Annotated in this window: 19 protein-coding genes; 13 read left to right on the top strand and 6 right to left on the bottom strand. The window is 70.7% G+C overall.

Annotated elements, in window-relative coordinates; all coding sequences use genetic code 11:
- Positions 1 to 11: 11 nt before the first annotated feature.
- Entirely contained in the window at positions 12 to 896 is an 885-nt protein-coding gene (locus tag NE857_RS00775) for a LysR family transcriptional regulator (protein ID WP_254419349.1), read from the bottom strand.
- A gap of 93 nt (positions 897 to 989) precedes the next feature.
- On the opposite strand from NE857_RS00775, the gene NE857_RS00770 reads away from it, so the two are divergent.
- The 3 genes from NE857_RS00770 (at position 990) to NE857_RS00760 (ending at position 6,163) form a co-directional block, all read left to right on the top strand.
- Positions 990 to 1,850, top strand: a complete 861-nt coding sequence (locus NE857_RS00770) for a PhzF family phenazine biosynthesis isomerase (RefSeq protein WP_254419348.1) — start codon at positions 990 to 992, stop codon at positions 1,848 to 1,850.
- A 128-nt stretch (positions 1,851 to 1,978) separates the two neighbouring features.
- Positions 1,979 to 4,327, top strand: a complete 2,349-nt coding sequence (locus NE857_RS00765; protein ID WP_254419347.1) for an ATP-binding cassette domain-containing protein — start codon at positions 1,979 to 1,981, stop codon at positions 4,325 to 4,327.
- Positions 4,328 to 4,780: 453 nt separating this feature from the next.
- The gene (locus NE857_RS00760) at positions 4,781 to 6,163 is read left to right on the top strand and encodes an MFS transporter (RefSeq protein WP_254419346.1); all 1,383 of its coding nucleotides are present in this window, start codon (positions 4,781 to 4,783) and stop codon (positions 6,161 to 6,163) included.
- Positions 6,164 to 6,291: 128 nt separating this feature from the next.
- On the opposite strand, the gene NE857_RS00755 is transcribed toward NE857_RS00760, so the two are convergent.
- The gene (locus NE857_RS00755) at positions 6,292 to 6,960 is read right to left on the bottom strand and encodes an esterase/lipase family protein (protein WP_254419345.1); all 669 of its coding nucleotides are present in this window, start codon (positions 6,958 to 6,960) and stop codon (positions 6,292 to 6,294) included.
- A 119-nt stretch (positions 6,961 to 7,079) separates the two neighbouring features.
- On the opposite strand from NE857_RS00755, the gene NE857_RS00750 reads away from it, so the two are divergent.
- From NE857_RS00750 to NE857_RS00735, 4 genes are all read left to right on the top strand, one after another.
- Complete coding sequence (locus tag NE857_RS00750; RefSeq protein ID WP_254419344.1) at positions 7,080 to 9,854, top strand: AAA family ATPase; 2,775 nt, start codon at positions 7,080 to 7,082, stop codon at positions 9,852 to 9,854.
- A 335-nt stretch (positions 9,855 to 10,189) separates the two neighbouring features.
- On the top strand, positions 10,190 to 10,951 hold the full coding sequence (locus NE857_RS00745) for an ABC transporter ATP-binding protein (protein ID WP_254419343.1): 762 nt from the start codon (positions 10,190 to 10,192) through the stop codon (positions 10,949 to 10,951).
- Positions 10,939 to 12,954 (top strand): hypothetical protein, encoded by a 2,016-nt coding sequence (locus tag NE857_RS00740; protein WP_254419342.1) that lies wholly within the window; start codon positions 10,939 to 10,941, stop codon positions 12,952 to 12,954. Before NE857_RS00745 ends, NE857_RS00740 begins: the two co-directional genes overlap by 13 nt.
- Positions 12,955 to 13,124: 170 nt before the next feature.
- Complete coding sequence (locus NE857_RS00735) at positions 13,125 to 13,799, top strand: hypothetical protein (protein WP_254419341.1); 675 nt, start codon at positions 13,125 to 13,127, stop codon at positions 13,797 to 13,799.
- Between the two features lie 15 nt (positions 13,800 to 13,814).
- Here the strand turns inward: NE857_RS00735 and NE857_RS00730 are convergent, their stop codons facing one another.
- Positions 13,815 to 14,312 (bottom strand): phosphoribosyltransferase, encoded by a 498-nt coding sequence (locus NE857_RS00730; RefSeq protein ID WP_254419340.1) that lies wholly within the window; start codon positions 14,310 to 14,312, stop codon positions 13,815 to 13,817.
- Positions 14,313 to 14,651: 339 nt separating this feature from the next.
- On the opposite strand from NE857_RS00730, the gene pdhA reads away from it, so the two are divergent.
- The 3 genes from pdhA to NE857_RS00715 are packed head-to-tail and all read left to right on the top strand — an operon-like array spanning position 14,652 to position 18,129.
- Positions 14,652 to 15,737 carry a pyruvate dehydrogenase (acetyl-transferring) E1 component subunit alpha gene (pdhA, locus tag NE857_RS00725; RefSeq protein WP_254419339.1) on the top strand — a complete coding sequence of 362 codons (1,086 nt, stop codon included), beginning with the start codon at positions 14,652 to 14,654 and terminating at the stop codon, positions 15,735 to 15,737.
- A 2-nt stretch (positions 15,738 to 15,739) separates the two neighbouring features.
- Positions 15,740 to 16,726, top strand: a complete 987-nt coding sequence (locus NE857_RS00720; RefSeq protein ID WP_254419338.1) for an alpha-ketoacid dehydrogenase subunit beta — start codon at positions 15,740 to 15,742, stop codon at positions 16,724 to 16,726.
- Entirely contained in the window at positions 16,723 to 18,129 is a 1,407-nt protein-coding gene (locus tag NE857_RS00715) for a dihydrolipoamide acetyltransferase family protein (protein WP_254419337.1), read from the top strand. The genes NE857_RS00720 and NE857_RS00715 overlap by 4 nt, the downstream gene beginning before the upstream one ends.
- 56 nt (positions 18,130 to 18,185) lie before the next feature.
- Here NE857_RS00715 and NE857_RS00710 read toward each other — a convergent pair whose 3' ends face one another.
- Positions 18,186 to 18,662, bottom strand: a complete 477-nt coding sequence (locus NE857_RS00710) for an SRPBCC family protein (protein WP_254419336.1) — start codon at positions 18,660 to 18,662, stop codon at positions 18,186 to 18,188.
- Between the two features lie 202 nt (positions 18,663 to 18,864).
- Positions 18,865 to 20,907: a phenylacetic acid degradation bifunctional protein PaaZ gene (gene paaZ / locus NE857_RS00705; protein WP_254419335.1), complete on the bottom strand. Its 2,043-nt coding sequence runs from the start codon at positions 20,905 to 20,907 to the stop codon at positions 18,865 to 18,867.
- A 159-nt stretch (positions 20,908 to 21,066) separates the two neighbouring features.
- Here paaZ and NE857_RS00700 point away from each other — a divergent pair, with 159 nt between their 5' ends.
- Both NE857_RS00700 and NE857_RS00695 read left to right on the top strand, forming a co-directional pair.
- Positions 21,067 to 21,666, top strand: a complete 600-nt coding sequence (locus NE857_RS00700; RefSeq protein WP_254419334.1) for a class I SAM-dependent methyltransferase — start codon at positions 21,067 to 21,069, stop codon at positions 21,664 to 21,666.
- Positions 21,667 to 22,017: 351 nt separating this feature from the next.
- A complete protein-coding gene (locus NE857_RS00695; protein WP_254419333.1) occupies positions 22,018 to 22,305 on the top strand; it encodes a hypothetical protein in 288 nt (95 codons plus the stop codon).
- Positions 22,306 to 22,312: 7 nt separating this feature from the next.
- On the opposite strand, the gene NE857_RS00690 is transcribed toward NE857_RS00695, so the two are convergent.
- Positions 22,313 to 23,230 carry an AraC-like ligand-binding domain-containing protein gene (locus NE857_RS00690; RefSeq protein WP_254419332.1) on the bottom strand — a complete coding sequence of 306 codons (918 nt, stop codon included), beginning with the start codon at positions 23,228 to 23,230 and terminating at the stop codon, positions 22,313 to 22,315.
- A gap of 171 nt (positions 23,231 to 23,401) precedes the next feature.
- On the opposite strand from NE857_RS00690, the gene NE857_RS00685 reads away from it, so the two are divergent.
- Positions 23,402 to 24,859, top strand: a complete 1,458-nt coding sequence (locus NE857_RS00685) for an aldehyde dehydrogenase family protein (RefSeq protein ID WP_254419331.1) — start codon at positions 23,402 to 23,404, stop codon at positions 24,857 to 24,859.
- The last annotated feature ends 84 nt before the right edge of the window (positions 24,860 to 24,943 follow it).

The raw sequence follows: 24,943 nt of genomic DNA, 5'->3' as shown, positions 1-24,943 counted from the left end.
TCGTCGGAGTCTCACCTCAGGCTGCGGGTGAGCGCGTCGGTGACGGCGCGCTCGGCAGGGGAGGCCCATCTGGCCCGATGGCGCGCGAGCAGTACCGGAACGTCGGGAACCGGCGGCCCCTCCACGATGGTGAGGCGACCGTCGGAGAGGGCCTGGTCGACGCTCACACGGGGCAGCAGGGCCAGACCGAGCCCCGCCGCCACGCAGGCTCGGGTCGCCTCGACGCTGCCGAAGCGCGTGGTCCTGGGCCGGACGCCCGGGAGCGCGTGGAGCTCGCGCGCGAGCCCGTCACTGTAGAAGCAGCCCTCCTCCAGCAGGAAGAAGTCGGCGGCTCCCAGCTCCGTCCAGGCCAGCGGACGGTCGCGTCCGGCCAGGGGGTGTTCGGGGGCGGCGACGAACACCAGGGGCAGCGAGGTCAGGGCCTCGGTCGCCACGTCGGCTGCACCGGGGTCCTCTCCCAACAACAGCGCGACGTTCACCCGCCCCGCGCGCAGCCCTTCGACGGCCTCCTCGGTGCTGGCGGTGTGGATCTGCACGTCAACGCCTGGTTCGGTGCCCCGTAGCCCGGCGACCACTTTCGGAAGGAGTGACGAGCACAGCGTCTCCCCGGCAGCGACCGCCACCTGTCCGCTGGCCTGCTCCCCTTCAGCAGCGGCCGCACGCAGGCGCGACTCCGCCCCGAGCACCTCCTCGGCCGGGGCCAGCAGCCGACGCCCCTGCGAAGTCAGGCGGGCACCACGGGGCAGCCGGTCGAAGAGCCGGGCACCCAGCTCCTTCTCCAGGTCCCGGATGTGCACGGTGACGGTCGACTGGGCCAGGTGCAGCTCCGCGGCTGCCGCGGTGAAGTTCTCCGTGCGGGCGAGGGCGGCGAAGGTACGCAGCAGCCGGGTATCCATGCGTCGACCCTAACCAAAGCCATCGGTTTTTTCGATCGATTCGATGCCAAACCATCGTTTCTCATCATGTGTGTTGAGTGCCAGGGTGGAGCCATGGACACCAGCAGCGCGCAGATCCTGCGCTACACCGCGTTCACCACCGACCCCTCAGGCGGCAACCCCGCCGGCGTGGTCCCTGACGCCGCGGGTCTGGGCGAGGAGGAGATGCTCGCCGTCGCCGCCGATCTGGGCTACTCCGAGACGGCCTTCGTCACCGTGCGGGACGAGGAGCTGCGGCGCTTCCGGATCCGGTTCTTCAGCCCCCTGGCCGAGGTGGACTTCTGCGGGCACGCGACCGTGGCCGCGGCGGTCGCCCTCGCCGAACGCCTCGGCCCCGGAGCCCTGCGGTTCGACACCCCGGTCGGCGAGGTCCCGGTGGACACCTCCGTCACCCCCGACGGTTCGGTGCGTGCCACCCTGACCAGTGTGCCGACCGGGTCGGAACCGGCCGGCCCCGGTGAACTGGATGCGGCCCTGACTGCTTTGGGCTGGCGGCGCGAGGACCTCGACCCGGCCCTGCCGCCCCGGGTGGCCTTCGGTGGCGTGCGCCATCTCGTCCTGGCGGCCGCCACCCGCGCCCGGCTCGCGGACCTGGACTACGACTTCGACGCCCTCGCCGACCTCATGCGCCGGGCCGGCTGGACGACCGTGCAGCTGGTGTGGCGTGAGGGCCCCGACCTGTTCCACGCCCGGGACCCCTTCCCCGTGGGCGGGGTGGTGGAGGACCCCGCCACGGGCGCGGCCGCGGCCGCTCTCGGCGGTTACCTCCGTGACCTGGGTCTGGTGCGGGAGGCCGTGGAACTCACCATCCGCCAGGGAGAGGACATGGGCCGCCCCAGTGAGCTGACAGTCGCGGTCGACCCCGGCGATGCCCGGGTACGGGTGACCGGGAACGCCGTGCCTCTTCTGCGCTGACCGAGGAACCGAAACCCGTTGGGTGAAGCGGGACACCTTCGTTGCTGGGCCCTGCCCTGTGCCGGTTCACCCAGTTCAGAGGGGTCCCACGGGCGAAGACCGGGTCCGGGCAGGGTAAGCCTGGGGGCATGACAGAGTTCGACGACCGCATCAGGGTGCGCGGCGCCCGCATCCACAACCTCAAGAACGTGGACGCGGAGCTTCCCCGGGACGCCCTGGTCGCCTTCACCGGGGTCTCGGGCTCCGGGAAGTCCTCGCTGGCCTTCGGGACGCTCTACGCCGAGTCCCAGCACCGGTACCTGGAGTCGGTGGCGCCCTACGCGCGGCGGCTGCTCCAGCAGCTGCCCGCGCCCGAGGTGGACGACATCACCGGGATGCCGCCCGCCGTGGCGCTCGCCCAGCCGCGGGCGGCCCCCTCGGTCAGGTCCACGGTGGGCACTCTGACCACGGTCTCCAACACGCTGCGCATGCTCCTTTCGCGGGCGGGGGACTACCCGCCCGGGGCGGAGCACCTGGACTCGGACTCCTTCTCCCCCAACACCGTGGCGGGGGCCTGCCCCGCTTGTCACGGGGAGGGGGTCGAGCACGAGGTGACCGAGGGCTCGCTGGTGCCCGACCCCGGGCTGAGCATCGCCGAAGGGGCCGTCGCCTCCTGGCCCGGCGCCTGGCAGGGCAAGAACCTGCGCGACATCCTCGACACCCTCGGGTACGACATCCACCGCCCCTGGCGGGAGCTGCCCCAGAGCGAGCGCGACTGGATCCTGTTCACCGACGAACAGCCCGTGGTGACCGTTCACCCGATCCGGGAGGCGGGCCGGGTCCACCGCCCCTACCAGGGCAAGTACAGCAGCGCCCGGCGGCTGGTGCTCAAGGCCTACGCCTCCTCCGCCAGTGAGACCCGGCGGCTCAAAGCGGCCGAGTTCATGGTCAACCGGACCTGCCCGGAGTGCGGCGGGCGGCGGTTGCGCCAGGAGGCGCTGCGGGTCACCTTCGCCGGGCACACCGTCACCGAGCTGGCCGCCATGCCGCTGACCGAACTCGTCGCGGTGCTGCGCCCTTGGCGGGAAGCGACCGGGGCGGTCGGGACGACCGGGGCCGTCGGGGCGCTGGTCGGGGAGATCACCGCGCGGGTCGAGGTTCTGCGGGAACTGGGCCTGGGCTACCTGAGCGTGGACCGTCCGGCGCCGACCCTGTCCACCGGGGAGTTCCAGCGGATCCGGCTGGCCACCCAACTCGGCACGGGGCTGTTCGGCGTGGTCTACGTCCTGGACGAGCCCTCCGCCGGTCTGCACCCCGCCGACTGCGAGGCGCTCACGGGCATCCTGCGGAGGCTGCGGGACGGCGGCAACACGGTGTGCTTCGTCGAGCACGACCTGGACATCGTGCGCGGCGCGGACTGGATCGTGGACGTCGGACCGGACGCCGGTGAGCACGGCGGGCGGGTGCTGTACAGCGGACCGGTCGCCGGACTGCGCGACGTGCCGGAGTCGGTGACCCGCCGCTACCTGTTCCACGAAGAGCTCGCCGAGCGTCCCTCGCACACGCCCCGCGGCGCCCTGGAGCTGCGCGGGGTCACCGGAAACAACCTCCGAAACCTGGACGTCGACGTCCCCCTCGGGGTGTTCACCGCCGTCACCGGGGTGTCGGGTTCGGGCAAGTCCACGCTGCTCGCGAAGATCGCCGACCGCGCCGCCGAGCGGGGCCGGGTGGTGTGGGTCAGCCAGCAGCCCATCGGCCGCACCCCGCGTTCCAACCTGGCCACCTACACCGGGCTCTTCGACACGGTGCGCAAGCTGTTCGCCGCCACCGACGACGCCCGCGCTTTCGGCTACGGTCCGGGCCGGTTCTCCTTCAACGTCGTGGCCGGACGCTGCCCGACCTGTGAGGGCGAGGGTTTCGTTTCGGTGGAACTGCTGTTCCTGCCCACCACCTACGCCCCCTGCCCGACCTGCGGTGGCTCCCGCTACAACGAGGACACGCTGCGGGTGCGCTACCGGGGGCTGACCGTCGCGGACGTGCTGGCCATGTCCGTGGAGGAGGCGGCGGGGTTCTTCACCGAGGAGCCGTCGGTGAGCAGGGCCCTGGAGACTCTCGCCGGGGTCGGCCTGGGCTACCTGCGGTTGGGGCAGCCCGCCACCGAGCTGTCCGGTGGAGAGGCGCAGCGGATCAAGCTCGCCACCGAACTCCAGCGCCGCAGGGTCGCGGACACGGTCTACCTCCTCGACGAACCCACCACGGGGCTGCACGCCCATGACACCGACGTCCTCATGGGCCGCCTGTGGGAGCTGGTCGGCGCCGGGGCCACCGTGGTGGCGGCCGAGCACGACATGCGGGTCGTGGCCACCGCCGACCACGTCATCGACCTCGGCCCGGACGGTGGTTCGGAAGGCGGCCGGATCGTCGTCCAGGGCCCACCCGCGCGAGTGGCGGCGGCCCCGGAGAGCCGCACCGGCACCTACCTGAAGGAACTGCTCTGATGCGCCGAGCCCTCCAACCGGACTTCGGGGGCTGAACCCGGAGGGCTGAAGCCGGGGATTCGTGGATTTGTCGACAGGCCGAGAGGCCTGGTGAGGAGACATGTCGACAGGTCGCTCCGTCACTGCCCCGGCGCTGTTCAGGCCCCATGGCCCCGCCCTGTCTCGGAGTGTGGACGGTTCGGAAATTTTCTTCTGGCCGTGACCGGTCGGTCGCGTGCTGCCAGGCTGCCTGGTTAACAGGTGTTTCTCACCGACCGTTCGGTCAGTTCACATGGTTCTAGCTGCGAAAAAGCGCGATCCCATGTGGAAAGTGGACTACATCACATGGCATTGTGTGCTGGGGCTCAGGTTCTGTCCCGGTATCCACCGTTCTGCCTTCGGGGGCGGGTGCTGGTCGACCTGTGCCCGAACGAGAACTCGGCCCCCCAGCCGGTAGAGAACTACGGAGCAGCAATGGCGACTTCCGACGCCACGGTCCCAGGACCCGGTGGAACCCTCGACCCCAAGGAGAAGCGCAAGGTCCTCGCGGGGACCATGGTCGGTACCACCATCGAGTGGTACGACTTCTTCATTTACGCCCAGGCCGCGGGTCTGGTGCTGGCACCCCTCTTCCTGGCACCGCTGGCGGACTCCAACCCCGGTGTGGCGCAGGTGCTCTCCTTCGCGACCATCGGTATCTCCTTCCTCTTCCGTCCGCTGGGCGCGATCGTGGCCGGGCACCTCGGGGACCGGTTCGGGCGTAAGAGGATCCTGGTCTTCACCCTCGTCCTGATGGGTGTCGCGACCTGTGTGATCGGCCTGCTGCCGACCTACGCCCAGATCGGCTTGGCGGCACCGATCCTGCTGATCCTGATGCGCATCATCCAGGGCTTCTCGGCTGGCGGCGAGTGGGGCGGAGCCGCCCTGATGTCGGTGGAGCACGCGCCGGTGAGCAAGCGCGGCTACTTCGGCGCCTACCCGCAGATCGGTGTTCCCTGCGGCATGATCCTGGCGACCTTCGTGGTCTGGGCCATCACCGCGGCCATCGGCACCGAGGCCTTCCTGGAGTGGGGATGGCGCATCCCGTTCCTGCTCTCCTTCGTGCTGATCATCGTCGGCCACCTCATCCGCAAGACGGTCGAGGAATCCCCGGTCTTCAAGCACATGCAGCAGCGCCGGGCCAAGTCCTCGGCCCCGCTGGGCCGGCTGTTCCGCAAGAACACCAGGGAGGTCGTGCTCTCCGCACTGATCTTCGTCGCCAACAACGCCGCCGGTTACCTGGTGATCGCCTTCCTGGCCACCTACGCCTCGCGCCCGGTGGAGGAGTTCGGCCTCGGCATGGACCGCGGCCCGGTCCTGCTGGCCACTACCCTGGCCTCCTTCGGCTGGCTGATCTCCACGCTGTACGGCGGTTGGATCAGTGACCGGATCGGCCGGGTGCGCACGTTCCAGATCGGCTACGTCCTGCTCGCCGCCTGGGCGATCCCGATGTGGTTCATGGTCGACACCGCGAACATCTACATGTACTTCCTGGGGGTCTTCGTCTTCACGCTGACCTTCGGCCTGAGTTACGGTCCCCAGTCGGCGCTGTACGCGGAGATGTTCCCGGCCGAGGTCCGCTACTCGGGTGTGTCCATCGGCTACGCCCTCGGCGCGATCCTGGGCGGCGCCTTCGCTGCGATGATCGCCGAGCTGTTGCTCACCAGGTACGACGCCTCGTGGACCATCGGCGTGTACGTGGTCGTGCTCTCCCTGGTCTCCTTCATCGCGGTCTCCCTGGTGAGGAAGGACATCCAGGGCATCGACCTGCACGCCGAGGGCATCGAGGGCCCCGAGCCGGTCACCAGCGACAAGTAGGTCCGCTCGGCTGAGCTGAACCGAACCGGACAGGGCGACAGATCGTCGAAACGATCTGTCGCCCTGTCTCTGTGTCGAGCTGTGGATCTGTCGACAGGTCGGCCCGGAGGCCCTCAGCTGGAAGCGGTTCAGATGAGGACGCCGCGGACGTGGTCGATGACCCCGCCGTTCCACATCATCGAGATGTGTTCGACGCAGCCGACCTGAATGTTGTTGGCGCCGGGCAGGGACGTGCTGCTCGTGGGCGAGATGATCAGGTCGCAGGACGAGCGCATGGTCGTGTAGGTGACCGGCCCGGGCGTGGGGTCGCCGCCGTTGAGGTCGTTGAGGAAGGCGGACCTGTGCCGCATCTCCTTGCAGGGGGTCATCAGGGACGGGCAGAAGCTGGCGATGTTGGTCCCGTTGTTGGGGCCGCCGATGGAGATCCACTGGTCGACGGTCTCCGTACCGCCGAGGTTCTTGATGTAGTAGCGCGAGGACAGGCCGCCCATGGAGTGGGTCACCAGGTGTACCCGGTCGGCGCCGTGCTGGGCACGCACGTTGTCGACGCGGTCGGCGAGCTGTCTGGCGATGGTGGTGTTGGAGCGGGCCCAGTCGTAGGAGAAGACGTGCAGCCGGTCCTCGGGGTAACCGGATTGGGCCAGGGCGGTGCGCATGTCGTTCCACTGTCCGCCCTTGCCCATGAAGCCGTGCACGAAGACGACCGGGGGGTGGGAGTCGGCGGAGGCGGGGGCAGCGTGGAGGACGGTGGTGAGGGCGAGGACGAGTCCGCACAGGAGTGAGGTCAGGCGTCTCATGTGAACTCCGGGGGATGGAGGAAGCGGGGACCTCGATTGTGTGTGTCGGGTCACATTGAGCGCATCGGCTGAATTGCCGGTCTCTTTACTCGTCCTTAACTGGCGAGTAACTTAAAGGGGTGATCAGCGTGAACCCGCTCACACGCACAGCTCCCCCGCTCGGGCGCGACCACGAACTCCGAGCCGTCCGCCACCTGCTCGAAGCCGCCCGCTCCGGACACAGCGGGGGCCTGCTCGTGACGGGCGCCCCCGGCGCGGGCCGGACCGCCCTGCTGGAACACGCCGGGGACGAGGCCCGCGACTTCACCGTGCTGCGCGCCCGCGCCGCCCCCGGCGAAGGACGCCTCCCCCTGGCCGGGTTGCACCAGCTCCTGCGGCCCGCACTCCCCTATCTGCCGCGTCTGCCGAGCACCCAGCGCGAGACCCTCACCCGTGCCCTGGACACGGGAACCCCCGGCGAGGCCTTCCCGCTGGCCAACGCGGCCCTGGGGCTGTTCGCCGAGGTCGCGGCCGAAAGCCCGCTGCTGATCTGCGTGGACGACTTCCACCTGCTGGACCCGCCCTCCCAGAAGGCCGTGGCCTTCGCTGCCCGAAGGCTCACCCACGACGGGGCCGTCGTCCTGCTCAGCGCCCGGGAGGGTGACCCGGACCGGCTCACCGGGATCCCCGTGCTCCGGCTGCGCCCGCTGCCCGAGAAGGCGGTCCTGCGCCTGCTCATCGAGGCGGCCGGGGCGGAGGAACTGGCCGAACCCGTGGCGGCGGCGCTGGCCACCGCCGCCGAGGGCAACCCCCGCGCCGCCCTCGAACTGCTGGAGGGCACCGGACCCGAACAGCGCTCCGGCGCCCTCGCCCTGGACCGGCCGCCGCGCTCCCGGGGCGAGCTCACCGACAGCTTCGCGGAGGCCCTGGCCCGGCTGCCCGAGGCCACCCGGCTCAGCCTGGTGAAGATCGCCGCGGAGCCGCACGGACCCCTGCCCCCGGATCCCTCGGTTCCCCCGCCGGGCGAGGGGAACACCGACCTCCTCGAACCCGCCCGGCGGGCCGGACTGATCGTCGAGGAACGGGACCGGGTGGTCTTCACCCACCCGCTGGCCCGTTCGGCCGGCTACCACGGAGCCTCCCCCGCCGAACGCCGCTCCGCGCACTCGGCCCTGGCCCGCGCCCACGAGGCGGACCACGACACCGGGCGCGCCGCCTGGCACCGGGCCCTGGCGGGGAGCGCCCCTGACGAACGGGTCGCCGCCGCCCTGCAGGAGGAGGCGCACCGCACCGTCGAGCGCGACGGGCACTCCCCCGCCTCCCTGCTCCACGAACACGCCGCCCGGCTGACCCCGGACCCGGTCCTGCGCGGCCTGCGCCTGACCGACGCAGCCCGCTCCGCCTGGCTGTCCGGAGACCCGAACCGGGCCCGGCGCGTCCTGGAACACGTGCGCTCGGACCACGCCGACCTGCTCCGGGCCGAGATCGACCTGCGGTCGAGCGTGGCCATCGACGCCTCCGAGCGCCTGGGCCCCACCGCGGACCGCCTGGCCCGCAGCGACCCCGGGGCAGCGCTGCGGGTCCTGCTCCAGGCCGGTGAGGCCAGCTGCCTGTCCGGCGACCACGAACGCTTCTTCGCCACCGCCGAACGCGCCCGAGCCCTCATGGCCGGAACCCTCGCCGCTGGAGACGCGAACGGGGACGGAACCGGGGTCGACCACCCCTGGAACCGGCTGGTCCTGGACTACATGACCGGCAAGGCCGCCATGTTCCAGGGCCGTCACCGCGAGGGCGCCGTGTTGTTGGGCCGGGCCGAGGACACCGCGGACCTGCTCGGTGACCCCCAGGCGCTCGTGCTCGGCGGGATCGCGGGGCTGCTGCGCGGCGACCACGTGCGCACCCGGGCCCTGGCCGGACGCGCGGCGGCCGTGGCCCGCCGGACCGGAGCGCTCACCCTGCTCCCCCAGGCCCTGGAGTTCCTGACCTACGCGGAGATGTGGTTCGGCCGCCTGTCCCTGGCCGAGGAGAGCGCCACCGAAGGGCTGCGCACGGCGCTGGAGTCCGGGCAGGACAACTGCGCGAGCCACCACCGGGGAGCGCTCGCCTTCGTCGCCGCCATCCGCGGCGAGGAGGACACCTGCCGCGAGCACGCCGGAACGGCCTTGGCTATGGCCGGGGAGCACGACGTGGGCCTGCCCGCCGGGCTGGCCGCCTGGGCGCTGGCCCTGCTCGACCTCGGTGCCGGGCGCGGCGCGGAGGCCGCGATGCGCCTGCGCGCCCTGGCCCGCTCCGGCCCGGGCAGCGGTCACGCGGCGGTGCGGTTGCTGATCACCCCGCACCTGGTGGAGGCCTCGGTGCGCGGTGGTGTGGCGGTACGGGTCCAGGGGGCGGTGGAGACGTTCGCCAGCTGGGCTGAGGCCACCGGCCAGGACACCGCCCGGGCCCAGGTGATGCGCTGCCGCGGGCTGCTGCACGAGGGCGGGGCGGCGAACGCGTACTTCGAGAGCGCGCTCGATCTGCACGCCTCCGGGTACTGCGACTTCGAGGAGGCCCGCACCCGGCTGCTGTACGGCGGGCACCTGCGCCGCTCCCGGCACCCGGGTCTGGCCCGGGAGCACCTGTACACCGCCGTGGAGGTCTTCGACCGGCTGGGCGCCGTGCCGTGGGCCCGCCAGGCCCGTGAGGAGCTCCGGGCGGCGCGCGGCAGCACGGCGGTACGCGAGGACAGCGGGGTGGAGCTGCTCAGCCCGCAGCAGCTGCGCATCGCCCGGCACGTGGCTGGCGGGGCCACCAACCGGGAGGTCGCGGCCCGTCTCTTCCTGAGCACCCGCACGGTCGACCACCACCTGCGCAACATCTACAGCAAGCTGGGTATCCGCTCCCGAGTCGAGCTCTCCCGCCTCGTCGGCCAGTAGTTCCGCCGTCCCGGTCTCCGTGTCGGTCAGTGGCCCCGTCGACCAGCCGACACGTGGACTTGTCGACAGGGCCACGTGTCGGCTGGTCGACAAGGCGATACGGCGACAGGTGTTTCACGTGAAACACCGTCCTTGCCGACCAGGGCCGAGCGGTCGCCGGAGGCCGGTTCCGGTCACCCGGCAGGGTGCGGCCGGGGCGGTTCCCCAGGTGGCGGCGGTGTCCTCCGAACGGAGGACACGGGTCCGCTTTCGCCGCCCGGTCGGAGGACGCCGGGCGAAGTGACGCCTCAGTAATGTCAGTCGTGAACCAGGTAGACACGATCCGTGAGGTGTCCATGACCCCCCAGCCTCCAGCCTTCGAGCTCTACGGCCTCTGTAAGAGATTCGGTACGAAACAGGCGGTCGACCACGTCAGCCTGACCGTTCCCAGCGGCTCCTTCTACGGCCTCGTCGGACCCAACGGGGCGGGTAAGACCACCTCGCTGACCATGGCCGTGGGGCTGCTGCGACCGGACAGCGGAGGAGCGAGGGTCTTCGGTGCGGACGTGTGGTCCGACCCGCTGCGGGCGAAGTCGATGATCGGGGTCCTGCCGGACGGCATGGCGATGCCCGAACGCCTCACCGGACGTGAACTGCTCACCTACCTGGCCCAGCTGCGCGGCCTGGGCCCCGAACAGGTTGGGGAGCGGGTCGACGACCTGTTGACCGGGCTCGGCCTGGACGAGGCCGAGAACACCCTGATCATCGAGTACTCGGCGGGCATGCGGAAGAAGATCGGGCTGGCCGGGGCCCTGGTCCACGCTCCTCGGCTGCTGGTCCTGGACGAGCCCTTCGAGGCGGTCGACCCGATCTCGGCCACGGTCATCAAGGGGATCCTGCGCTCCTTCACCGAGGGCGGCGGGTCGGTGATCATCTCCAGCCACGTGATGGCGCTCGTGGAGCAGATCTGCGACCACGTCGGTGTCATCGCCCGGGGCCGGGTGCTCGCCTCGGGCACCACGGCGGAGGTCCGGGGAGGGCACGCGGGGCTGGAAGAGGCGTTCGTGGACCTCGTCGGCGCCCCCGAGCCGGTGAAGGGGTTCGCATGGTTGGCGTGATGATCCGGATGAAGCTGTCGATCCTGCGCAACGGGTCCAGCACCCGCAGGCTCGTCGGCGGGGCGGTCGGCCTGGCCCTGGCGGTCCTCACCGTGCTGGTCTCGGTGTTCGCCCCGATGGACGCGGTGGTCAGTCTGCTCGCGACCGTCCTCGGCGTGTGGCTCGTCTGCTGGGTTGCCGGCCCCTCGGGCGGCAGCGGCGGTGACGAGTCACTGCGGCCGGAGTACTTCGCCCTGGAACCCGTGCCGCTGCGGACGGTCATGGTCGGCCTGCTCGCCTCGTCCTTCGTGGGGGTCACGGTCCCCGTCACGGCGGTGGCGTCCCTGTCCCTGTTCACCCTGGCGATCCGCTTCGGCCCGCTCGCGGCGTTGGCGGCGGTGGTCGCGGTCCCGCTCACGGTGATCGTGATCGTCCTCTGCTCCCGTGTGTTCACCGCGATGGTGGGCGCCGCGATGCGGACCCGGATCGGGGTCGAGATCAGCGCGATCCAGAGCGCTGCGGTCCTGGCCGCGGGCTTCTCGATCTTCATGATCTACCAGGCGGTGTCCCAGTACACGGACGTGTTCGCGCTGCTGTGGAACGAGGGCGTGGCCGCCCCCTATTCGACCGTCGCGCTCGCGCTGCCCTCGGGCTGGGGCGTGTTCGCGGTCCGGGCGGCCGGGGAGGGATCCCCGCTGCTCGCCCTCGGCGCGCTGCTCGGTCTGCTGGTGCTCGCGCTGCTCCTGCTCACCGTGTGGGGTGTGTTCGTCCGCCGTCGGGTGAGCAGCCCGACCACCGGTCCGGCCCGGAGCGGTCGCGGTGTCACCCACCTGCTCCAGCGCTTCCTGCCCACCGGTCCGATGGGTGCGGTGATCACCCGCGAACTCCGGACCTGGGGCAAGGACCCCAGACGCGCCCTGGAACTACGCGTGGCCCTGTGGACGGGCGTGCTGGTCTGCGCGATGGGCCTGCTGGTCGGGATGACCTTCATGATCCCGCTGGCCGGGCTGATCATGGTCGCGATGGCCGCCCTGATGTCCCTGAACGTGTACGCCCTCGACGGCAGCGCGCTGTGGCAGACCCTGCTGTCCCCGGGCGCCGAGCGCCGGGACGTGCGCGGCCGTCAGATCACCTGGCTGCTGGTGTTCGTGCCGGTCTCCGTACTGGTGTCGGTGGGCGGCATCCTGTTCACCGGGCAGGACTGGGCCTGGCCATGGGTGGCCGCGGTGCTGCCCGCGCTGATCGGCGCGGGTGCGGGCCTGAGTGTGCTGTTCGCGGTCATGTGGCCCGCGCCCGGCCCGGAACCGCACCGGCACGGCGGTAGTCCGCTGGCCTCCGGGGACCCCTCGGGCCAGTTCACGGTGCTCTTCCCGCTGCTGCTGGTCTGCTCCGCCCCGCCCGCCGCCCTGACCGCTCTCGGGGTGTTCACCGGGAACCAGAACCTCGTCTGGGCCGCGATCGCCTTCGGTGTCGCCGAAGGGCTGCTGCTGGGCTGGGGGCTGGGCCGGGTGGCTTACCGCCGGCTGGAGAAACGGGGTCCGGAACTGCTCAACACCCTGCGCTGGGGCTGGGACGCCACGGCCGGAAAGAGCGTGGAGCAGGTCGCCGAGGAGCGCTCCGGGAGCGACTCCGACGCGGCCCCGGCGGGTTCGGAGGATGAAGCGGAATGGGCGCTGTTCACCCGCCTCGAACGCAACCTCGACACCCTGTCGGGCCGGGCCGGCACCGCACTGACGGTGCTGGGCCTGACCTTCTGGCTGCCGCTCTACCAGGGCGCGGCCTCGCTGATCGGGGTCCTCGCGGGCACGGAGTCCCCTTCCTGGCACCTGCCGTTGCACCTGCCCGCGCCCTTCCAGCTCCCGGCCGCCCTCGGCATGCTCCTGCTGGGCGCGGTGATGGTCGGCGCCATGCTGCGGATCCTGTTCAGGCCGCTCCCTGAGGGGGTTGCCGTGCCCGGGAACGGCGACGGTCCCGAGACCGCGGACCCGGCGCCGGGCGGGCGCGGGGCCGACACCGCTACCTGAGACGTCAGGGGCCGACCGCGGGGATCAGGTGGTGTCGCGTACCCGGTCCCCGCGGTGCGCCGCCGGGGGCTCCACCGGCCAGGGGGACGTTGGCCCAGCGGCCGGAAGCGGCCAACGAATGAGTACCCCTACCCATGTCCTGGGAGGCCGGGAACACGGACGATGGAGGCATGCACGAGACACCCAGACCCCGAGTGTCCGCTTACGCCGCCGTACTCGTCGTCCTCGCCCTGGCGACGACCGCCTGCCTGCCGGCCTTCGGCCCCGGCCCCGAACCCGCCTCCGAGGTCACCACGGACACCGAGGTGTCGGAGGACGCGCAGAACCCCGAACCGTCCCCGGAGTCGGAGGCCGCTGGTGCCTTCACGGCCGAACCGCCCGAGGACCAGTCCCATCTGGGGAGCGCGACGTGGGCGTTCCCGTTCCTGCTGGACTGGGAGTCCGAGACCCGCGGCAACGGTGGACTCACCATCCTCAGCCACGACGCCAGCAGCTGCCAGGTCAGCCTCTACCAGAACCAGTCGCTGGGGGTCCAAGGCGATCCGCAGAGCACTCTGGACGCCTTCGCCTCCTCCGCGGAGGACAACGGTGCGACCGGTCTCGCGGTGACCCCCCAGCCCGTGGTCGAACTCCGGGACTTCGGCGGCTCCACCGCCCAGTTCCAGACGGAACTGCTGGAGTACACCGGCCAGGACGGCCACGACTACACCATGCGGGTGTCGGCCCAGTGGTTCGAGCACATGGAGCTGATCGTGGCCTCCTCCTGCCAGTCCGCGGACTTCACCGCCAGATCGCAGGAGCTCGACGAGGTGATGGACGGGGTGGAGGTGCAGCGCTACGTCTAGGACTTGGCCCCCGGGTCAGGCGTCGCGCACCTGGTCCTCGCGGTGCACTACCGGGGGCTCCACCGACCACGGGAAGTTGATCCAGCGGTCGGTGTGCTTCCACACGTACTCGCACTTGACCAGCGACTGCGGCTTCTCGTAGATGACCGCGCTGCGCACCTCGGCGGTGTGCTCGGCGCAGAAGTCGTGCACCAGTTTGAGTGTCTTTCCGGTGTCGGCGACGTCGTCGGCGACCAGGACCTTCTTCTTGCTCAGGTCGACCACGTTGGGCACCGGCGGCAGCATGACGGGCATGTCCAGCGTGGTGCCCACACCTGTATAGAACTCCACATTCATCACGTGCAGGTTCTTGACGTCGAGGGCGTACCCGAGGCCGCCGGCGACGAAGAGGCCGCCCCGGGCGATGGACAGGATGATGTCCGGCTCGTAGCCGTCGTCGGCGATCGCCCGGGCCATGTCACGTATCGCGGTGCCGAAGAGCTCGTAGGTCAGGTTCTCGCGCTCGTCGCTCACGGTCTGGTTTCCCCCTGAAGTCCCTGCTGGAGTGGTGTGCGCCCGGCGCCTCGCAGGTCAGGCCGCTCGCGGCACCGCTACATGCTAACGACGCCCAGGCACCCGGTCGGCGGAGAGGAGTACCCCCGGGTCGTGCGAGCGGTGAGGGTCACTCGACTCTGAGTCGTGGGCCACATGTCCACCGAGGGCGGTGTCTTGGGTCACATAATTGGACAAAATGCTCGAAATCTCCGGAGCCCTCGCGACATTTTCTTGATTTCTCCTGGTTTGTGGCGAACAGATGGTCGGAAACAGCACCATGTCTCTGTACAGATCTTCCGTGAACCAGGAGGTTGCAGCATGGCTGAACACCAGGGCCTACTCCCCTCCGAGCAGCCGCTCCAGCTGCTCGACGAGGCAGGGCTCCCGGTCGGCAACGCCGATCTGCGGATGCCCGACTCCCAGCGCCTCCTCGAGGCCTACACCTCCCTGGTGATCGGCCGTCGGGTCAACGACCAGGCCAGTGCCCTCGTCCGCCAGGGCCGCCTCGCCGTCTACCCCTCCTCCCATGGCCAGGAGGCCTGCCAGACCGGCGCCGCGCTCGCGCTGGCCGACGGCGACTGGCTCTTCCCGACCTACCGCGACACCGCCGCCGTCATCGCGCGCGGCGTCGACCCCGTCGAGGTCCTCACCCTGCTCAAGGGCGACTGGCACGCGGGCTACGACCCCTACGCCCACAACGTCGCCTCCCAGGCCACCCCGCTGGCCACCCAGCTGCTGCACGCCGTCGGCGTCGCCCACGCCGCCCGCCTGCGCGGCGAGGACACCGTGGTCATGGCGCTGTGCGGCGACGGCGCCACCAGCGAGGGCGACTTCCACGAGGCCCTGAACTTCGCCGCCGTGTTCAAGGCGCCGGTCGTGTTCTTCGTGCAGAACAACGAGTACGCGATCTCCGTGCCCCTGGCCAAGCAGAGCGCGGCCCCCTCCCTCGCCCACAAGGGCGTCGGCTACGGCGTCAACGGCGAACGCGTGGACGGCAACGACGCCGCCGCCGTACTCGCCGTCCTGGAGCGCGCCGTCGAGGCCGCCCGCTCCGGCGAGGGCCCGCAGCTGGTCGAGGGACACACCTACCGGATGCAGGCGCACACCAACGCCGACGACGCCTCCCGCTACCGCAGCGAGGACGAGGTCGACCCGTGGGTGGCCCGGGACCCCCTGCTGCGCATGGAGACCTACCTCAGGAAGAAGCGCGTGCTCACCAAGGCCCGGCAGGCCGAGATCACCGAGCGGGCGGAGAAGGTCGCCGCCCACATGCGCGAGGGCGTCAACAAGGACATCGAGCCGAACGGCGCCGAGCTGTTCGCGCACGTGTTCGCCGAACCCACCCCGCAGCTGACCGAGCAGGCCGCCTTCCTGGCCGACGAACTGAGCAGAGAGGGCAACTGAACATGGCGACCGAGAAGCTCTCCATGGCGCAGGCGCTCAACCGGGCGCTGCGCGACTCCCTCGCGGAGGACCCCTCCGTCTACGTGTTCGGCGAGGACGTCGGCCCCCTCGGCGGTGTCTTCCGCATCACCGACGGCCTGACCGCCGAGTTCGGCGAGGACCGCTGCTTCGACACCCCGCTCGCCGAGTCCGGCATCGTCGGCATGGCCGTGGGCATGGCGATGAACGGCATGCGCCCGGTGGTCGAGATGCAGTTCGACGCCTTCGCCTACCCGGCCTTCGAACAGATCGCCAGCCACGTCGCCAAGACCCGCAACCGCACCCGCGGCAAGGTCGGCCTGCCGATGGTCATCCGCGTCCCCTTCGCGGGCGGCATCGGCGGCGTGGAGCACCACTGCGACTCCTCCGAGGCCTACTACGCACACACTCCGGGCCTGAAGGTCGTCACCCCGGCCACCCCCGAGGACGCCTACTACCTGCTGCGCGAGGCCATCGCCTCCCCCGACCCCGTGGTCTTCATGGAGCCCAAGAAGCTCTACTGGGCCAAGGAGGAGATCGACTTCGACCGCCCCGCCCCCGGGATCGGCAGGGCCGTGATCCGCCGTGAGGGCACCGACGCCACCCTCATCGCCTACGGGCCGTCCGTGCCCACCGCGCTGGAGGCCGCCGAGGCCGCAGCCCAGGAGGGCCGCAGCCTCCAGGTCGTGGACGCGCGCTCGGTCGTGCCCTTCGACGACGAGACCGTCTGCGCCGCCGTCCGCTCGACCGGGCGCGCCGTGGTGGTCGCCGAGGCCAGCGGCTACGCCAGCGTCGCCTCGGAGATCGTCGCCCGCGTGACCGAACGCTGCTTCCACTCGCTGGCCGCCCCGGTCCGCCGGGTGACCGGTTTCGACATCCCCTTCCCCCCGCCCAAGCTGGAGCGCTTCCAGCTGCCGAGCGTGGACCGCATCCTCGACGCCGTCGACGACCTGCAGTGGGAGGACCAGTGACGACCCGCATCTTCGACCTCCCCGACCTGGGAGAGGGCCTCACCGAGGCCGAGGTGGTCAAGTGGCTGGTCGCCGTCGGCGACACCGTCACCCTGGACCAGCCGATCGTCGAGGTGGAGACCGCCAAGTCCATCGTCGAGGTCCCCTCGCCCTTCGCCGGGACGGTCGGCGTCCTGCACGGCGAGGAGGGCGAGGTCCTGGCGGTCGGAAAGCCGCTGATCACCGTGGACACCGCCGAGGCCGCGCCGCAGGCGCAGGCCCCGGAAGAGGCTTCGGTGGCCTCGGCGGCCGAGACCGACGCCGCGGGTGAGCGCTACCGCGAGGAGGAGCGCGCGGGTTCGGGTTCGGGCAACGTCCTGATCGGCTACGGCACCCCCGAGTCCACGGGCTCCGGTCGCCGCCGCCGTCCGCGCAACCGCCCCCCGGTGCGCGGCGCCCAGCCGCCCGCCCCGGCGGTACCCGCCCAGACCACCCCGGTGCGCCGGGTCCCGCTGGTCACCTCGCCGCTGGTCCGCCAGCTCGCCCGCGAGGCCGGACTGCGCGTGGCCGACATCGAGGGCAGCGGCCCGGGTGGCCTGATCACCCGCCGCGACGTACGCTCCGCGATCGAGGCGGCCGGTGCCAACACCGCTCCGGCCCCGTCCGCCCCGATCGCGGCCCCCGCTCCGGCAGCCGAGCGCGCTCCCGTCGAGCCGGGCGCGGTCGACACCCGCACCGGTCTCACCGAGTCCCAGCGGGTCCCGATGGGCACCTTCCGCAAGGCCGTGTCCGCCTCGCTCACGCGCAGTCGCACCGAGATCCCCGAGGCCACCGTGTGGGTGGACGTGGACGCCACCGAACTGGTGCGCCTGCGCCAGTCCGACCCCGAGGGGCCGGGCCTGCTCGCCTACGTGGCGCGGTTCGTGCTCGCCGGTCTGCGCGCCTACCCGGAGCTCAACGGCCTGGTGGACACCGAGCGCGGGGAGCTCGTCCAGTACGACGGCGTCAACCTCGGCCTGGCCGTCCAGACCGACCGCGGCCTCGTCGCCCCGGCGGTCATGGGTGCGCACAAGCTCACCACCGCCGAGCTGGACACCGAGATCAAGGGGCTCACCCGCCTGGCCCGCGAGGGCAAGGCCACCCCGGCCCAGCTCACCGGCGGCACGTTCACGCTGAACAACTTCGGTTCGCTCCGCGTGGACGGCAGCGCCGCCATCATCAACCACCCGCAGGTCGCGATCCTGGGCATCGGCCGGATCATCGACCGCCCCTGGGTGGTGGACGGCGAGCTGACGGTCCGCAAGATCACCCAGCTGTCGTTCGCCTTCGACCACCGCGTCTGCGACGGCGGCGCGGCAGCAGGCTTCATGCGCGTCGTCGCCGACGCCATGGAGAACCCGGCCGGGGCCATCGCTCACCTGTGAGCCGGGTTCGGGGATAACGAGCGCCCCGGAGGAGTCGGCACCTCCGGGGCGCTTCCTCATGTCCGGCCGTCTGCCAGGGCCGTGTGCATCCGTTCGAGCCTCGGGCCGAAGGCGCCACGGATGCCGACGGCGGCGGCGAGGTCGCCCGCCGGGCCCAAGCCCGTGCTGATCTCCACCAGGTCCGTGTGCCGGGTACCGGAACCGTGCGGCTCGACGGTGTGGGTGTGCCGCCAGTAGCGGAACGGGCCGCGCACCTGGAGGTCGCTGAACGACCGCCCCTCCTCGTAGGCGTCGATGACGGCGGTCCAGCGGACCGGGAAGACCCCGGCCGCGCCCCAGCGCAGGTCCAGGACCTCGCCTTGGCCGAAGCGCTCCGGCCAGTGCAGGACCTCCACCCCGGGCGGCATGGCGTCCAGGAAGCCCGCCTCGCTCTGGATCAGTGCGAAAACCCGGTCCGGCGGCGCGGCGAAGTCCTCGGTGACCCGCAGTTTCGTGGTGCGTCGCGGTCGGATCCTGGGGTCGCGTTCTCGCATGGATTCCCTCGTGTCGGAGAGCAGTCACGGTGTCGGGTTCCCAGCATGCCAGCGGTTCCGGCGGCCGTCCCGGACCGGACACGGCGGTGCCCCCGGTCCGGAGACCGGGGGCACCGTTTGTCCCCTTGTCGACTCACCGACCTGTCGCTCAGCCGCCGAGTCGACAAGGCGACAGGTCGATCAGATTCCTTGTCTGCTCCGCCTACCCCTGCTGCTCCGTGCCCTTGGCCACCAGGGTGAGCACGTCGTAGGTGGCGACGGCCTCGCCGTCCTGGTCGGTGACCACGGCGTCCCAGCGGACCTCGCCGTACTCGGCGTTGGTGCGCGGAGTGATCTGCTTGGCGGTCAGCGTCACCTTGATCACCGCGTCCTCCTTCACCGGAGTGAGGAAGCGCAGGTTGTCCACACCGAAGTTGGCCAGCACCGGGCCCGGGGCCGGGTCCACGAACAGGCCCGCGGCCAGCGACACCACCAGGTAGCCGTGCGCCACGATCCCGCCGAAGAGCGGGTTGGCGGCGGCGGCCTCCTCGTCGGTGTGCGCGTAGAACGTGTCACCGGTGAACTCCGCGAAGTGGTCGATGTCCGCGCGGGTCACCGCGCGCTCGACCGACTCGATGGTGTCGCCGATCCGCAGCTGGCTCAGGTCCTTGCGGAACGGGTGCACGTCCCCCACACTCCGGCGCGAACCCGTGGTCCAGTGGCCGGTGATCGCGGTGAGCATGTCCGGGGAGCCCTGGATCGCGGTGCGCTGCATGTGGTGCTTCACGCCGCGCACCCCGCCCATCTCCTCGCCGCCGCCCGCGCGGCCGGGACCGCCGTGCACCAGCACCGGCAGCGGGGAACCGTGGCCGGTGGACTCCTTGGCGTCGTCCCGGTTGAGCACCAGGACGCGACCGTGCCAGGGGGCCACGCCCAGGACGACCTCGCGCGCGACGTCCTCGTCATTGGTGACCAGCGAACCCACCAGGCTGCCCTGGCCGCGCGCGGCCAGCTCGACCGCTTCGGCGACGGTGTCGTAGGTGATGACCGTGCTGACCGGCCCGAAGGCCTCGATGTCGTGCGGTTCCTTCGCGCCGGGCTCGGCACGCAGCAGGATCGGCGACATGAACGCTCCGGTCTCCGCGTCCGCGCCGAGTACCTCGACCTGCTCCGGGTCGCCGAACACCAGCTCACTGGAGGTGCGCAGGGCCTTGACCGCCTTGCGTACCTCCTCGCGCTGGTCCAGGGAGACCAGCGCGCCCATCCGGACGTCCGGGTTGTCGGCGGCACCCACGACCACCTTCGCCAGCCGGTCCTTCAGCGCCTCGGTGACGGCCTCGGCCATCGACGAGGGCACGAGGACCCGGCGGATGGCGGTGCACTTCTGACCCGCCTTGACCGTCATCTCCGCCACGACCTGCTTGACGTACAGGTCGAACTCGGGGTCCTCCGCCTTCACGTCCGGGCCGAGGATCGAGCAGTTCAGCGAGTCGGCCTCGACGTTCAGCTGGACCCCGCCGCTGACCACGTTCGGGTGGTCGCGCAGCAGCGCGCCCGTGGCCGCCGATCCGGTGAAGCCAACGATGTCCTGTGGGCCCAGGTTGTCGAGCAGCCCTCGGTGGCTGCCCACCAGCAGCTGGATCGACCCTTCGGGCATGAGACCGGACTCGACCATCCGCTTGACGACGGCGACCGTCAGGTACGAGGTCTGCCCGGCGGGCTTGACGATGCTCGGAAGCCCCGCGAGGAAGGCTGGAGCGAGCTTCTCCAGCATGCCCCAGACGGGGAAGTTGAAGGCGTTGATCTGCACCGCGACGCCCGGCCGGGACGTGTAGACGTGCTGTGCGACGAAGGTGCCGCCCTTGCTCAGCGGCTCCAGCGGACCGTCCAGGATGACCGTCGAGTTGGGCAGCTCGCGCCGACCCTTGCTGGAGAAGCTGAAGAGCGTGCCGAAGCCGCCGTCCACGTCGACCATGGTGTCGCGCTTGTTCGCGCCGGTCCGGTACGAGAGAGCGTAGAACTCGTCCTTGTATCCCATGAGGTGCTTGGCGACCTCCTTGAGGATGTTCGCCCGCTGGTGGAACGTCAGCTTGCGCAGCTCCGGCCCGCCGACCTCACGCGCGTACCCGACCATCGCCGCGACGTCGGGCCCGTTCTTCGAGATCCGCGCGACGGTCTCGCCGGTGTTCGCGTCAGCCAGCGGCGCACCCTCGTCCGCGGGGGCGAACCACGATCCCTGCGCGTAGCTCTCCAGTACTTCGGACACGTGACGGTCCTCTCCTCGTTCGGGTCTCTGCGAACAGTATTACAGACCGATCGGTCAGTAAATAGTCCCGTGCGTGGTCCTGTGCCTGCACGACCAGTGCCTTCCCCGGGAACCGCAGGTCGCCCAGGGCCTCCCCCCAGGCTGACTTACCGTGGAACCATGACCAACTACGCGCGGATGTACCGCCTTGGTTTCACCCCCTGGGAGCGCTACGGCCCCGCCGCGGGGGCCCAGCTCCGCTGCTGGCTCGAACGCGAGTCGACCGAACGCGAAGGCCCCGGCCGCGCCCTGGATATCGGCTGCGGCCGCGGCCAGTTCACCCCGGAGCTCGTCAACCACGGCTGGGAGACGGTCGGCGTCGACCTTGTCCCGGCTGCTGTCGAGGCCGCTCGGGAAAGGGGCCCCGCCGAGGCCACCTACGTCGTCGGTGACGCCGCCAACCTCTCCCCCGACCTCGGTAAGTTCGACCTCTTTCTCGACATCGGCTGTTTCCAAGGCCTGGGTCAGGCACAACAGTCCGCCCTGGCCCGAGGAGCCACGGCCCTCGCCAACCCGGGCGCCACCCTCCTGATGCTCGCCTTCGGGGACTCCCTCTTCCGCCGCATGGTCGAGGGGGTTTCGCAGACGGAGGTCGAAGCGGCCTTTCAACCATCAGAGTGGGAACTCCGCGACGTCGAAGCCGCCTCCACCGAAGGCCTCGGTTTCCCCATGAACCGCACCAACCCCAAGTGGTACAGGTTCCGCCGCATCTCCAGCTGACTCAGAGCATCTCTCATCCCTCCTGCCCGCCCCAGAGGAGGCTGGAGGAGCCCAGAGGAACTGGAGGAGAACGCGCCCCGCGCTAACAGCCGGACACCGCCATGGACGCAGATGTAACTGCCGGGCTCCCTGTGTTGTGTGTGCATCCCCGGGTTCAACCCCACACAGCGCCGGGGGCAGACCACCCCGGGCACGAGGACTGGCACACCGGCGCGCCGGTCCACCGGGGTGACGGGGCGTTCCTCGGGGTGGTATCCGTGAGGTTCCGGGGCATCCGGAAACGAAATTCCTCGCAACGAAACCCGTGGTAACCGCCCCCCGCAACCGCCCCCTTTTGTTGAGGAGAGCTCCGTGTCCCTTGTTCAGATCGTTCGTACGGTGGGCATTGCGTTGATCGCTGGGGGCATAGCCCTCGGGTTGATTCCCCAGGGGCGGTGCGGATCGGGTTGGGGAGGCCCGTTCCATGCTGAGGGCGGTTCTTTCGGGTGGTTCGCCTACGAGGGAACACCCGGCACGATGATCGCCGCGTGTGAGACGGTGATGGCGCCGGTGAGGTCATGGGCGATCGCGTTGATCGTGGTCGGGGCAACGCTATTGCTGGGTGCGTGGTTCCACACCGCGAACCGGCCGAAGCAGTAGGTGCCCCTCAGGCCCGGGAGCGGGCGCGGATCTCTCTGGCGGTCTCGCCGAACTCGGCTCTGAGCATCCTGCCCAGGTGGCCCGCGTCGAGAACACCCCAGCGGGCGGCGATGGCCGGGGTACTGCGGTCCGCGAGGAGCGGGTCACCGAGATCGCGGCGGATACGGGACAGTCTTTCGGTGCGGATCCAGCGGGCGAGGGTGAACCCCCTGGCCTGGCACAGCTTGTGCAGGTAGCGCGGGGAGATGTGGTGGGCTGAGGCGACGGACTCCACGGACAGGCCCGGGTCCGACAGATTGGCCAGACAGAACGCCTGGATGCGTTCCCAGGGGTCCTCCCCCGCTTCGGGGAGGGCGTCGATGAAGGCCGCGCAGACCAGGGACACCAGTGCGGTGGCCAGATGGTGCTGCGCGCCGGCCGCGGAATCGGAGCCCTGTCCGGTAGCGACCCCCTGGAGCATCGTGGTGAGCAGCGCTCCGGTGCCGCGCTCGGCGGGAACGGGGATGGCCACGCGTTGGCGCAGCTGGTCCGCGTGTGCCCCGAAAAGGTAGGCCGGGATCCCCACGACCATGGTGTCGTAGGACTCCCAGAACGGGAGCTCGTAAGGCCGTCCGGACTCGTAGATGACCAGGTCGCCGGGGCTGAGCAGGCACTGCCGCCCGCCCTGGTCCACCCCCGCCCTGCCGGAGACGTGCCAGGCCACCTTGATCAGGTCCGGGTCGGTGGAACTCATCACCGAGCGCTCCCGTTTCACCGTCACCGGGTCGGCCTGGATCCGGGTGAGCACCAGTTCGTCCACCCGCATGCTGCCGAACTCGCCGCGGAAGGAACGTCCGTCCTCCGCGCGGATGCGCAGGGGGGCGAAGGCCTGGGACGCCGCGGCCTCGAAACCCTCGATCCGGTCCATGGAGTGCACAACGGTCATGTCCGTCCCCTTCCCCCACGTCCCGGCGCCGACATGGACCTGGCCAAAGGTTAGCCGCGCCACTCCGAACCGAACAGGGTGTGCGTGAAACGGCGACTGTTCGTGCGGACGATGGAGACTCCTCCGACGGTTGTGTGACTACGGTCACTCCCAAGCGACGAAGGGGAACCCATGCCAGACCACGTCCACAAGGACCTGCGCACCGACATGTTCATCGACGGCGAGTGGACCACCGGGACCGGCACCGGGACCATCCCCACGTACGACCCGGGCACGGGAACAGTCATCACCGAGATCCCCGAGGCCAGCGAAGCCGATGTGAACGCCGCGGTGGACGCCGCCGCGAAGGCTTTCGAGTCCGCCGAGTGGGCGGGCATGCTTCCCGCCGCCCGCGCCAAGCTCTTGCTCGACCTGGCCGACCTGCTGGAGGCGGAGGCCGACGCCTTCGCCCGCCTGGAGACCACCGACCAGGGCCAGCCGCTCGGCATCAGCTCCGGGGTCTCCGTCCCCAACGCCGTCGAGCACCTGCGCTACTACGCGGGCTGGGTCACCAAGATCACCGGGGTCACCGCCCCGCTGTCCGTCCCCGACGTGGACTACCGGACCCGCCGCGAACCACTCGGTGTCTGCGCGCTCATCACGCCGTGGAACTTCCCGCTGATGATCCTCATGTGGAAGCTCGCCCCCGCACTGGCCACCGGCAACACCGTGGTCATCAAGCCCGCCGAGCAGACCCCGCTCACCACGCTCCGCCTCACCCAGCTGGTCCGCCGAGCGGGCATCCCCGACGGGGTCGTCAACGTGGTCACCGGCGGCCCCGAGGTCGGCAAGGCCCTGGTCGCGCACCCCGAGGTCGCCAAGGTGTCCTTCACCGGATCCACCGAGGTCGGCCGCGAGATCTCCGCCCGGGCCGGGCACGACCTCAAGCACGTCTCCCTCGAACTCGGCGGAAAGGCACCGTCGATCATCACAGCCGACGCCGACATCGACGCCGCCGTCCAGGGCAACCTCATGGGCGGTCTGCTCAACTCCGGTCAGGTCTGCGCCGCCTACACCCGCTTCTTCGTGGACGCCGCCCGCCACGACGAGTTCGCGGAGAAGCTCGCCGCCGGGGCCGCCTCGATGCGCCTGGGCCACGGCCTGTCCGAGAACACCGACCTCGGCCCGGTGGTCTCCGCCGAACAGCGCGACCAGGCCGAAAGCTACGTCGCCATCGGCCGAGACACCGATGGCGCCCACCTGCACGACCGCGCCCCCGCTGAGGGTGAGGGTTACTTCGTCCGGCCCGCCGTTTTCTCCGGGGTCACCGACGACATGCGCATCGCCCGCGAGGAGATCTTCGGCCCGGTGCTGTCCGTGCTCCCCTACGACGACCCCGACGAACTCGTCGCCCGGGCCAACGACACCGACTACGGCCTGGCCGCCGTCGTGTGGTCGCGCGACATCGGCGTGGCCAACCGCCTGGCCGCCCGGGTCCGCGCGGGCACGGTGTGGATCAACATGCCTCCGTTCCTGGACGCCGCCGCCTCCTGGGGCGGGATGAAGGCCTCTGGTCTGGGCCGCGAGATGGGCTGGTCCGCCATCGAGGCGTTCACCCAGGTCAAGAGTGTCTGGACCAATCTGGCCTGAGTCGCCCTCTCGACAGGTGCCCTTAACGACGTGTCGACTTGTCGGGAAGCCGACTCACCGACTTGGAGATCTGGCGACACCGCT

Source organism: Nocardiopsis exhalans (assembly GCF_024134545.1).
GTDB lineage: Bacteria > Actinomycetota > Actinomycetes > Streptosporangiales > Streptosporangiaceae > Nocardiopsis > Nocardiopsis exhalans.
The sequence above is the reverse complement of the archived record's forward strand: the minus strand, read 5'-3'. Positions and strand labels throughout refer to the sequence as shown.